The organism is Vibrio sp. JC009 (assembly GCF_029016485.1).
Classification (GTDB): domain Bacteria; phylum Pseudomonadota; class Gammaproteobacteria; order Enterobacterales; family Vibrionaceae; genus Vibrio.
In genome coordinates this window covers 3,231,896-3,243,667 of sequence record NZ_CP092106.1, presented here as the reverse complement: position 1 = coordinate 3,243,667, position 11,772 = coordinate 3,231,896, and the positions used below count along the sequence as shown (strand labels likewise).

Here is an 11,772-nt window from a genome sequence, read left to right as displayed (position 1 = left end):
AAACATGGCTCAAAAAGTAACCTTAACACCGGCTAATTTAGAGTTCGAGGTACAGGACGGAGAAACGGTGTTGGAAGCTGCGCTCAACAATAATATTAATTTTCCACACCGCTGCCAGGTTGGTGCATGCGCTATGTGCCTGTGCCGTAAGCTTGAAGGCGATATCTCGTATCACCTTGAGCCTATGTTAACTGAAAAAGAGAAAGCAGATGGCTGGATATTTCCATGTCAGGCCTATGCTGAAAGTGACCTGAAACTTACCTTTGAAGAGTAAGAGGAAACAATGACCATAAAATGTAAAGTAAAGTCTATAGAGCCTCTGGCCTGTAATACGCACAAAATCCTGCTGCACCCGGAGCAGCCGGTAACTTTTAAAGCCGGGCAGTATCTGCTGGTAGTAATGGGAGATAAGGACAAAAGGCCTTTTTCCATTGCAAGCAGTCCGTGCCGTCATGAAGGAGAGATAGAGCTTCATATTGGTGCTGCGGAAGAAAATGTCTACGCAACGGAAGTTGTGGATGCAATGCGTAAAGCACTAGATAAGGAATCTGATATCCAGATCGATGCACCACACGGTGATGCCTGGTTAAAAGAGAGTGAACGGCCTTTATTGCTGATCGCTGGTGGTACCGGGTTCAGTTATGTCCGCTCCATCCTGGATCACTGTGTTAGTCAGAATATCGCAAAACCAATTTACCTGTATTGGGGCGCTAAGTCGGATTGTCAGCTTTATGCTTATAACGAGATGGCAAAAATAGCGGAGCAGCATTACAACATCCATTTCGTGCCTGTAGTTGAAGCTGCACCAAAAGGGTGGCAGGGCAAAGTTGGAAATGTACTCACTGCGGTTAAGTCTGATTTCGATAGCCTGGCAGATTTTGATATCTATATAGCAGGGCGATTCGAAATGGCCGGAGCTGCTCGTGAGCAATTTAGTCAGGAAAAAGAAGCAAAACGTGACCACATGTATGCGGACGCTTATTCATTTATCTAAGCATTTCTTCGCTTGATGGCTAAAAAGGAGAGTTTTTGAGCTCTCCTTTACTATTTTTGCTGCTTTTATCAGCAGACAAATAAAAAATTCAAATTAATTTAAAAAAGGGGTTGCGTCACAAATAAATCTCCCTATAATGCGCAACTCCCAACGGCGAGGCCTTACAGGTTAAGGGATTCGGCAGAGGGAACAAAATTTGGTCATAAGAAAATAATTTGAAAAAAGTGGTTGACACGACAAGTTATCTCGCTAAAATGGCCGCCCACTTCAACGGGAAAGTCGAAAGGCTTAAAACTAACAGTTTACTCCGATGAAGTTGCTCTTTAACAATATAAACCTATCAATCTGTGTGGGCACTCGTTGATGACAATCAAAATAGTTTCTTCGGAAACAATTTGGTTTCAATGAACTGAGTGACCAATCGATAGAAATATCGGCACAGTCAATTCAACATTACTTAGTAATGAAATCAGTATTCATTGAGCCGACAAAATCTTAAATTGAAGAGTTTGATCATGGCTCAGATTGAACGCTGGCGGCAGGCCTAACACATGCAAGTCGAGCGGAAACGACTTAACTGAACCTTCGGGGAACGTTAAGGGCGTCGAGCGGCGGACGGGTGAGTAATGCTTAGGAAGTTGCCCTGTAGAGGGGGATAACCATTGGAAACGATGGCTAATACCGCATAACCTCCCTTCTTTAAACGGAAGGAAGTAAAGTGGGGGACCGCAAGGCCTCACGCTATAGGATACGCCTAAGTGAGATTAGCTAGTTGGTGAGGTAAAGGCTCACCAAGGCGACGATCTCTAGCTGGTCTGAGAGGATGATCAGCCACACTGGAACTGAGACACGGTCCAGACTCCTACGGGAGGCAGCAGTGGGGAATATTGCACAATGGGCGCAAGCCTGATGCAGCCATGCCGCGTGTGTGAAGAAGGCCTTCGGGTTGTAAAGCACTTTCAGCAGTGAGGAAGGTAGTAAGTTTAATACGCTTATTATTTGACGTTAGCTGCAGAAGAAGCACCGGCTAACTCCGTGCCAGCAGCCGCGGTAATACGGAGGGTGCGAGCGTTAATCGGAATTACTGGGCGTAAAGCGCATGCAGGTGGTTTGTTAAGTCAGATGTGAAAGCCCGGGGCTCAACCTCGGAAGGTCATTTGAAACTGGCAAGCTAGAGTACTGTAGAGGGGGGTAGAATTTCAGGTGTAGCGGTGAAATGCGTAGAGATCTGAAGGAATACCGGTGGCGAAGGCGGCCCCCTGGACAGATACTGACACTCAGATGCGAAAGCGTGGGGAGCAAACAGGATTAGATACCCTGGTAGTCCACGCCGTAAACGATGTCTACTTGGAGGTTGTTCCCTTGAGGAGTGGCTTTCGGAGCTAACGCGTTAAGTAGACCGCCTGGGGAGTACGGTCGCAAGATTAAAACTCAAATGAATTGACGGGGGCCCGCACAAGCGGTGGAGCATGTGGTTTAATTCGATGCAACGCGAAGAACCTTACCTACTCTTGACATCCAGAGAAGCTAGAAGAGATTTTAGTGTGCCTTCGGGAACTCTGAGACAGGTGCTGCATGGCTGTCGTCAGCTCGTGTTGTGAAATGTTGGGTTAAGTCCCGCAACGAGCGCAACCCTTATCCTTGTTTGCCAGCGAGTAATGTCGGGAACTCCAGGGAGACTGCCGGTGATAAACCGGAGGAAGGTGGGGACGACGTCAAGTCATCATGGCCCTTACGAGTAGGGCTACACACGTGCTACAATGGCGCATACAGAGGGCGGCAAGCTTGCGAAAGTTAGCGAATCCCAAAAAGTGCGTCGTAGTCCGGATTGGAGTCTGCAACTCGACTCCATGAAGTCGGAATCGCTAGTAATCGTGGATCAGAATGCCACGGTGAATACGTTCCCGGGCCTTGTACACACCGCCCGTCACACCATGGGAGTGGGCTGCAAAAGAAGTAGGTAGTTTAACCTTCGGGGGGACGCTTACCACTTTGTGGTTCATGACTGGGGTGAAGTCGTAACAAGGTAGCCCTAGGGGAACCTGGGGCTGGATCACCTCCTTAAACGATAGATTGTTGTTGATTAGTGTCCACACAGATTGATGGTTTATAAAGTAAAGAGAAAAGAAAGTGCCCAACACTTTCACATTAGTGTCCCGTTCGTCTAGAGGCCTAGGACACCGCCCTTTCACGGCGGTAACAGGGGTTCGACTCCCCTACGGGATACCACTTCTTCTCGAAGTAAAAAGGGTCGTTAGCTCAGTTGGTAGAGCAGTTGGCTTTTAACCAATTTGTCACAGGTTCGAATCCTGTACGACCCACCATTCTTTCTCCACGAAGGAATTGAAACTTAAAGTGGGCGATTAGCTCAGTTGGGAGAGCACCTGCCTTACAAGCAGGGGGTCACTGGTTCGAGCCCGGTATCGCCCACCACTCTCTAAGTATTTTTGGACGTTGTAATCCAAACCAATAAGAAGTATCGAGTTGGTTGGATTTTTGAGCTCTGAGAATCTTTAGAAAGTGTCATTCTTTAAGTAGAAAGTAACACTTTGCTCTTTAACAATTTGGAAAGCTGACAAAATAACAATTGATTATTGTTATTTGTAAAAGTTCTCAAATCCTAAATCTTAATGATTTAGGTACCAAAACAACACATTCAAGTGTTCTTGGGAATCTTACTTTTAAAGTAAGTATTCATATTTGAGTCCGGCAAAATCGTGTCTGCATCATGTTTAAATAATTGCAGACAACTTTGGTTGTTTAACAAAGACCCTTTGGGGTTGTATGGTTAAGTGACTAAGCGTACACGGTGGATGCCTTGGCAGTCAGAGGCGATGAAGGACGTATTAACTTGCGATAAGCCCAGATTAGGCAGTAAAAGCCATTTGAGTCTGGGATTTCCGAATGGGGAAACCCACTTACATAAGTAAGTATCCTTAACTGAATACATAGGTTAAGGAGGCGAACCGGGGGAACTGAAACATCTAAGTACCCCGAGGAAAAGAAATCAACCGAGATTCCGAAAGTAGCGGCGAGCGAAATTGGACTAGCCCTTAAGCTTTTAATGATACAGGTGAAGGCTCTGGAAAGTGCCGCGATACAGGGTGATAGCCCCGTAACCGACATGTCATTTTAAGTGAAATCGAGTAAGGCGGGACACGTGATATCCTGTCTGAATATGGGGGGACCATCCTCCAAGGCTAAATACTACTGACTGACCGATAGTGAACCAGTACCGTGAGGGAAAGGCGAAAAGAACCCCTGTGAGGGGAGTGAAATAGAACCTGAAACCGTGTACGTACAAGCAGTAGGAGCCCCATCACTAAGCTTGGTGATGATGTGCTCATTGCGAGTACTTTTGCTGATGGCGGTTAACAATGCGTCTTTTTGCATTGTTCAACCTACCAAATCAAGCAGAGGTGGCTTAGTGATGGGGTGACTGCGTACCTTTTGTATAATGGGTCAGCGACTTATATTCAGTGGCAAGGTTAACCATTTAGGGGAGCCGTAGGGAAACCGAGTCTTAACTGGGCGTTTAGTCTCTGGATATAGACCCGAAACCAGGTGATCTAGCCATGGGCAGGTTGAAGGTTGAGTAACATCAACTGGAGGACCGAACCGACTAATGTTGAAAAATTAGCGGATGACTTGTGGCTAGGGGTGAAAGGCCAATCAAACCTGGAGATAGCTGGTTCTCCCCGAAAGCTATTTAGGTAGCGCCTCGGACGAATACTACTGGGGGTAGAGCACTGTTAAGGCTAGGGGGTCATCCCGACTTACCAACCCTTTGCAAACTCCGAATACCAGTAAGTACTATCCGGGAGACACACGGCGGGTGCTAACGTCCGTCGTGGAGAGGGAAACAACCCAGACCGCCAGCTAAGGTCCCAAATTATAGCTAAGTGGGAAACGATGTGGGAAGGCTAAAACAGCTAGGATGTTGGCTTAGAAGCAGCCATCATTTAAAGAAAGCGTAATAGCTCACTAGTCGAGTCGGCCTGCGCGGAAGATGTAACGGGGCTAAGCTATAAACCGAAGCTGCGGCTGCATACTTTGTATGCGGGGTAGGGGAGCGTTCTGTAAGCCGTTGAAGGTGTATCGTAAGGTATGCTGGAGGTATCAGAAGTGCGAATGCTGACATGAGTAACGATAATGGGGGTGAAAAACCTCCACGCCGGAAGACCAAGGGTTCCTGTCCAACGTTAATCGGGGCAGGGTAAGTCGACCCCTAAGGCGAGGCTGAAAAGCGTAGTCGATGGGAAACGGGTTAATATTCCCGTACTTCTTACAATTGCGATGGGGGGACGGAGAAGGCTAGGTGGGCCTGGCGACGGTTGTCCAGGTTCAAGTGCGTAGGCTTGAGAGTTAGGTAAATCCGGCTCTCTTTAAGGCTGAGACACGACGTCGAGCTGCTACGGCAGTGAAGTCATTGATGCCATGCTTCCAGGAAAAGCCTCTAAGCTTCAGATTGTAAGGAATCGTACCCCAAACCGACACAGGTGGTCGGGTAGAGAATACCAAGGCGCTTGAGAGAACTCGGGTGAAGGAACTAGGCAAAATGGTACCGTAACTTCGGGAGAAGGTACGCTCTTAACGGTGAAGTCCCTTGCGGATGGAGCTATTGAGAGTCGCAGATACCAGGTGGCTGCAACTGTTTATTAAAAACACAGCACTGTGCAAAATCGTAAGATGACGTATACGGTGTGACGCCTGCCCGGTGCCGGAAGGTTAATTGATGGGGTTAGACTTAGGTCGAAGCTCTTGATCGAAGCCCCGGTAAACGGCGGCCGTAACTATAACGGTCCTAAGGTAGCGAAATTCCTTGTCGGGTAAGTTCCGACCTGCACGAATGGCGTAATGATGGCCACGCTGTCTCCACCCGAGACTCAGTGAAATTGAAATCGCTGTGAAGATGCAGTGTACCCGCGGCTAGACGGAAAGACCCCGTGAACCTTTACTACAGCTTGGCACTGAACATTGAGCCTACATGTGTAGGATAGGTGGGAGGCTTTGAACCCGTGTCGCCAGATACGGTGGAGCCATCCTTGAAATACCACCCTTGTATGTTTGATGTTCTAACTTAGCCCCATTATCTGGGGTGAGGACAGTGCCTGGTGGGTAGTTTGACTGGGGCGGTCTCCTCCCAAAGAGTAACGGAGGAGCACGAAGGTGGGCTAATCACGGTTGGACATCGTGAGGTTAGTGCAATGGCATAAGCCCGCTTGACTGCGAGAATGACAATTCGAGCAGGTGCGAAAGCAGGTCATAGTGATCCGGTGGTTCTGAATGGAAGGGCCATCGCTCAACGGATAAAAGGTACTCCGGGGATAACAGGCTGATACCGCCCAAGAGTTCATATCGACGGCGGTGTTTGGCACCTCGATGTCGGCTCATCACATCCTGGGGCTGAAGTCGGTCCCAAGGGTATGGCTGTTCGCCATTTAAAGTGGTACGCGAGCTGGGTTTAGAACGTCGTGAGACAGTTCGGTCCCTATCTGCCGTGGGCGTTGGAGAATTGAAAGGGGCTGCTCCTAGTACGAGAGGACCGGAGTGGACGAACCTCTGGTGTTCGGGTTGTCATGCCAATGGCATTGCCCGGTAGCTAAGTTCGGAATCGATAACCGCTGAAAGCATCTAAGCGGGAAGCGAGCCTTGAGATGAGTTCTCCCTGGCAGTTTAACTGTCCTAAAGGGTTGTCGTAGACTACGACGTTGATAGGCAGGGTGTGTAAGCGTTGTGAGGCGTTGAGCTAACCTGTACTAATTGCCCGTGAGGCTTAACCATACAACACCCAAGGGGTTTTGATGGACTCAAAGCAAGAACGAATAAACTTGAATGTGAATTGAGAATCTGGCCCTGGGCCCTGGGAACGGACTTCGTCCTACAGGCACTGGGAAAAGAAAAGACAGCTTTCCGAATTGATAAGGTACTTTGTCCCAGGGCCTATAAACCCAGGGCCCAGGGCCTTATAAAAAGAATTTGCTTGGCGACCATAGCATTGTGGACCCACCTGATCCCATGCCGAACTCAGAAGTGAAACGCAATAGCGCCGATGGTAGTGTGGGGTTTCCCCATGTGAGAGTAGGACATCGCCAGGCTTTGAACATAAATTGTTCCCGTAACTTGCATCTTTTGCCGTTGCGATGCTCATGTACTGACGTACACTGCGCTTCTCACGCCAAAATCTGCGGCGTTACAGAAACAATTTAACGTCCAAAGCGGTCAGGGTAAGACTTTGGATAGAAAAAATTGTGGAGAGATGGCTGAGTGGTTGAAAGCACCGGTCTTGAAAACCGGCATACGTTAATAGCGTATCTAGGGTTCAAATCCCTATCTCTCCGCCACATTAAAAAGCCCGCTGAGAAATCAGCGGGCTTTTTGCATTTTGGCAATCCTCCTCTTCTATATACCTTTTGGTTTTAAAAGATAATCTATTATTCTTTTTTGTTATGCTGATAAATAGGTAATCTGACACGAAGCAATTCAACAGGAATATCGTGTCATGTCTATTAAGGAACTCCCGGCGGGAATCGCTCCAATCGGGGATAAGCAGTTTGAGCTGCTACAGCAGCTAACAACAGGGCTCTCTTCGCAGCAGTCTGCTTGGTTAAGTGGCTATCTTTGGGGGATTGGTCAGTCTCAGGTTTCTGGTGGCTCTGCGCAGCCTGTGGCCGGTTCTTTACCTTCTTCCGGGCAGGCAGGAAAGCTAACCATTGTTTATGCCTCTCAAACCGGTAATGCTAAAAGTGTTGCACAAGCTTTAGAGCAGCAAGCGGCTTCGCAGGGTATTCCTGTGGCTCTGTTTTCTGCCGGAGACTACAAGCCTAAGAATCTGGCGAAAGAGACGCATCTGATCATTGTTGCTTCTACAAATGGTGAGGGTGAAGCTCCGGATGATGCCATGGAGTTTCATGAATTCCTGCAATCTAAAAAAGCACCTAAGCTGAATAACCTGAAATACGGTGTTCTGGCGCTTGGTGATTCCAGCTATGAGTTTTTCTGTCAGACAGGTAAAGACTTCGACAACTTCCTTTCAAAGCTGGGTGCAGAGCCTTTTATTGAGCGTATTGACTGTGATGTTGACTACAACTCTGATGCGGCAGCCTGGAGTGATACGGCTCTTCAAAGAGTGAAAGAGACTCTGAGTAAGGGTACGGCAGCGGCTGAAGCTCCACAAGCGGTTCAGGCTAAGACAAGCTACAGTAAGCAAAATCCATACTCAGCAAGCTTGCTGGCAAGTCAGAAAATCACAGGAAGAAACTCCACTAAAGATGTTCGTCATATTGAACTGGATCTGGAAGACTCCGGGCTTGTTTACCAGCCGGGAGATGCTCTGGGTGTCTGGTATAAAAATGATGCGTCACTGGCAGAGGCCATTATTGCAAAAACCGGTCTGACAGACGATGAGCAGATTACTGTCGATGATGAGTCTATTTCTTTAAAACAGGCGCTGATCGAAAAGTATGAGATTACGGTGGCCAACCCGCAGCTAGTGACTAAATACGCTGAGCTTTCTGGCAGCAAGCGGCTTGAAAAGCTTATCAGCGATAAGGATAAGCTGCGTGAGTATGCTGCAAACACCCAGATTATCGATGTGCTGGCAGAAAAGAAGACAAGCCTGAGTGCTGAACAGCTTACCGGTTTACTTCGCCGCCTGACTCCCCGATTGTACTCCATTGCTTCAAGTCAGGAAGAGGTTGGAGAAGAGGTACACCTGACCGTAGGGCTTGTTGAGTACAGCCACGGAGACGAGCAGCGCATTGGTGGGGCATCCGGTTATCTGGCTCAGCGCCTTGAGGAAGGTGAGACTGTCGACGTCTTTATCGAATCTAACTCCAACTTCAAACTACCTGCAGACGACAGCACACCAGTCATCATGGTCGGGCCGGGAACCGGTATTGCCCCATTCAGGAGCTTTATTCAGGAGCGGGACAACCGTGACGCTTCTGGCAAGAACTGGCTCTTCTTTGGCGACAGAACCTTTACCCAAGACTTTCTGTATCAGGTGGAATGGCAGAAGTACCTTAAATCGGGCGCTTTAACCCGTATGGATGTTGCCTTCAGCCGTGACCAGCAAGAGAAGGTGTATGTACAGGACCGTTTATTGGAACACGCATCAGAAGTCTGGGAGTGGATTGAAAATGGCGCCTGCATCTACGTGTGCGGCGATGCAGGAAGAATGGCTAAGGATGTAAATACAGCCCTGATTGATATAGCCGAGAAACAGGGTGGGAAGAGCCGCGAAGAAGCAGAACAGTTTGTAAATCAATTGCGTAAAGATAAACGTTATCAGAAGGATGTCTACTAATGAGTGAACAACAAGAAGTATTGGGTCAGGTATTAGGGCCGCTGTCTGATAATGAGCGTCTTAAACGGGAAAGTAACTATCTGCGAGGCACGATCACTGAAGATCTTAATGATCATATGACGGGTGGTTTCAGCGCAGACAACTTCCAGCTGATCCGCTTCCATGGCATGTACCAGCAGGATGACAGAGATATCAGAGCTGAGCGCATAAAGCAGAAGCTGGAGCCTCTGCATAACGTGATGCTGCGTGCCCGTATGCCGGGAGGCGTTATCACTCCGCAGCAGTGGCTGGCGATCGATAAGTTTGCTCAGGAGAGCACCATGTACGGCAGTATCCGTCTGACGACCCGCCAGACATTTCAGTTCCATGGTGTACTGAAGCCTGACATTAAGAAGATGCACCAGACTCTGAACAGGATAGGTATAGATTCCATCGCCACAGCGGGTGATGTAAACCGCAATGTTCTCTGTACTTCAAATCCGGTTGAGTCAGAACTGCACCAGGAAGCCTACCAGTGGGCGGCTAAGATCAGTGAGCATCTGCTGCCTAAAACCCGCGCTTATGCCGAAATCTGGCTGGATGGTGAGAAAATCGAGGAGAGCGATAAAGAGCCGGTTCTGGGTAGTAACTATCTTCCCCGTAAGTTTAAGACCACAGTGGTAATACCGCCTCAGAACGATGTGGATGTGCATGCTAATGATCTTAACTTTGTTGCCATCGCAGAAGAAGGCAGGCTGGTTGGTTTTAATGTGCTGGTTGGCGGTGGTCTGGCAATGACTCATGGTGATACCTCCACTTATCCGCGCAGGGCGGATGACTTTGGCTTTATCCCGCTTGAGCACACTCTGGCCGTTGCTGAAGCAGTGGTGACAACCCAGAGAGACAGGGGCAACCGTTCGAACCGTAAAAATGCCAAAACCAAATACACACTGGATCGCGTGGGAATTGACACCTTCAGACAAGAGGTGGAAAGACGGGCTGGAGTGACCTTTGGTGCAAGTCGTCCCTATGAGTTTACCGGACGTGGTGATCAGATTGGCTGGCTTGAAGGCATTGATGGTAAGCACCATCTGACTCTGTTTATCGAGAATGGCCGTTTGCTGGACTATCCGGGGAAGCCTCTGAAAACTGGAGTGGCTGAGATCGCCAAAGTTCATAGCGGTGATTTTCGGATGACGGCCAACCAGAACCTGATTATTGCGGGTGTAGAGGCAGAAAACAAAGCCGCTATTGAGGCACTGGCGCGCCAGTATGGTTTGCTGGATGAGGCGGTCAGTGAGCAGAGAAAGAACTCTATGGCATGCGTGTCTTTTCCTACTTGCCCTTTGGCGATGGCGGAAGCTGAACGTTTTCTGCCAGAGTTTGTTACTGAGGTCGAAGGTCTGCTGGATAAGTACGGGGTAAATGGAGAGCACATAATCCTCAGGGTCACAGGGTGTCCGAATGGTTGTGGACGCGCCATGCTGGCAGAAGTTGGTCTGGTTGGAAAAGGGCCTGGTCGTTACAACCTGCACTTAGGCGGTAATACTGCCGGAACCCGAATTCCGAAAATGTATAAAGAAAACATAACCGACAAACAGATCCTGCAGGAGCTGGATACTCTGATAGGGCTTTGGTCCAAAGAGCGTAACCAGAATGAAGCCTTTGGTGACTTCGTTATCCGCAAACAGATTGTTGATGAAGTGTTTGTATCATGGAGGGATTTCCATGCCTGATTTTGGTCTGGCGGAGCTGAGCGCCCTGCCGAAAGAGGAGCAAACGCTTCGCCTTGCGCAAGTGAATTCAGAGCTGGAGCAGTTAAGTGCTCAGCAAAGAGTTCAGTGGGCTCTTGATAAGCTTGAGGGTGAGTTTGTCCTGAGTTCCAGCTTTGGTATCCAGGCGGCTGTGATGTTGCACCTGGTCACTCAGGAAAGGCCGGATACCCCGGTTATCCTGACTGACACCGGGTATCTGTTTCCTGAAACCTACAGTTTTATCGATGAGCTTAGCGAACGCCTGAGCCTTAACCTTAAGGTTTTTCGGGCTGATACCAGTCCGGTTTGGCAGGAAGCGCGCCATGGCCGCTTATGGGAACAGGGGATTGAGGGGCTTGAGAAGTACAACCGCCTGAACAAGGTTGAGCCCATGCGCCGTGCCCTGCATGAGCTAAAGGCCGGAACCTGGTTTTCAGGGCTTCGCCGGGAGCAGTCAGGCTCGAGAGCGAAGCTGCCGGTCCTGGCTATACAAAACGGAGTATTTAAGTTCTTGCCGCTGGTCGACTGGACTAATAAGGATGTTCATTACTATCTGAAAGAGAATGAGCTGCCTTACCATCCATTGTGGGATCAGGGCTACCTCTCGGTGGGGGATACTCACACCACTCAGAAGTGGGAGCCGGGTATGAGTGAAGAAGAGACCCGGTTTTTTGGTCTTAAACGAGAGTGTGGCTTGCATGAAGATAGCGGAGAGATCAATGGTTCAGGAATTTAAA

General features: G+C 48.8%; 5 protein-coding genes, 4 tRNA genes and 3 rRNA genes. All 12 read left to right on the top strand.

Annotated features, from left to right (window positions below):
• The first annotated feature begins 4 nt into the window (after positions 1-4).
• A complete protein-coding gene (locus L3Q72_RS14525) occupies positions 5-274 on the top strand; it encodes a 2Fe-2S iron-sulfur cluster-binding protein (RefSeq protein WP_275130611.1) in 270 nt (89 codons plus the stop codon).
• A 9-nt stretch (positions 275-283) separates the two neighbouring features.
• Positions 284-994 carry an NAD(P)H-flavin reductase gene (fre, locus tag L3Q72_RS14520; RefSeq protein WP_275130610.1) on the top strand — a complete coding sequence of 237 codons (711 nt, stop codon included), beginning with the start codon at positions 284-286 and terminating at the stop codon, positions 992-994.
• A gap of 497 nt (positions 995-1,491) precedes the next feature.
• Positions 1,492-3,058: ribosomal RNA gene (locus L3Q72_RS14515) — 16S ribosomal RNA — on the top strand.
• A gap of 89 nt (positions 3,059-3,147) precedes the next feature.
• Positions 3,148-3,223, top strand: a tRNA-Glu gene (locus L3Q72_RS14510).
• 19 nt (positions 3,224-3,242) lie between these two features.
• Positions 3,243-3,318 (top strand) — tRNA-Lys (locus tag L3Q72_RS14505).
• Between the two features lie 33 nt (positions 3,319-3,351).
• Positions 3,352-3,427: transfer RNA gene (locus L3Q72_RS14500), tRNA-Val, on the top strand.
• Positions 3,428-3,780: 353 nt separating this feature from the next.
• Positions 3,781-6,778: ribosomal RNA gene (locus tag L3Q72_RS14495) — 23S ribosomal RNA — on the top strand.
• A gap of 198 nt (positions 6,779-6,976) precedes the next feature.
• Positions 6,977-7,092 (top strand): 5S ribosomal RNA (gene rrf / locus L3Q72_RS14490).
• The 16S, 23S and 5S rRNA genes sit together here with 4 tRNA genes alongside, the layout of an rRNA operon.
• A gap of 155 nt (positions 7,093-7,247) precedes the next feature.
• A tRNA-Ser gene (locus L3Q72_RS14485) sits at positions 7,248-7,338 on the top strand.
• Between the two features lie 158 nt (positions 7,339-7,496).
• Positions 7,497-9,302 carry an assimilatory sulfite reductase (NADPH) flavoprotein subunit gene (locus L3Q72_RS14480; RefSeq protein ID WP_275130609.1) on the top strand — a complete coding sequence of 602 codons (1,806 nt, stop codon included), beginning with the start codon at positions 7,497-7,499 and terminating at the stop codon, positions 9,300-9,302.
• Complete coding sequence (cysI, locus tag L3Q72_RS14475) at positions 9,302-11,017, top strand: assimilatory sulfite reductase (NADPH) hemoprotein subunit (protein WP_275130608.1); 1,716 nt, start codon at positions 9,302-9,304, stop codon at positions 11,015-11,017. The genes L3Q72_RS14480 and cysI overlap by 1 nt, the downstream gene beginning before the upstream one ends.
• Positions 11,010-11,771 (top strand): phosphoadenylyl-sulfate reductase, encoded by a 762-nt coding sequence (locus tag L3Q72_RS14470; RefSeq protein ID WP_275130607.1) that lies wholly within the window; start codon positions 11,010-11,012, stop codon positions 11,769-11,771. Before cysI ends, L3Q72_RS14470 begins: the two co-directional genes overlap by 8 nt.
• Position 11,772: the final 1 nt, after the last annotated feature.

What these genes read in the sequence shown, in the direction of transcription:
- fre (WP_275130610.1), top strand. Translation starts at nt 284, where the DNA reads ATGACCATAAAATGTAAAGTAAAGTCTATAGAGCCTCTGGCCTGTAAT.
- cysI (WP_275130608.1), top strand. Translation starts at nt 9,302, where the DNA reads ATGAGTGAACAACAAGAAGTATTGGGTCAGGTATTAGGGCCGCTGTCT.
- L3Q72_RS14525 (WP_275130611.1), top strand. Translation starts at nt 5, where the DNA reads ATGGCTCAAAAAGTAACCTTAACACCGGCTAATTTAGAGTTCGAGGTA.
- L3Q72_RS14480 (WP_275130609.1), top strand. Translation starts at nt 7,497, where the DNA reads ATGTCTATTAAGGAACTCCCGGCGGGAATCGCTCCAATCGGGGATAAG.
- L3Q72_RS14470 (WP_275130607.1), top strand. Translation starts at nt 11,010, where the DNA reads ATGCCTGATTTTGGTCTGGCGGAGCTGAGCGCCCTGCCGAAAGAGGAG.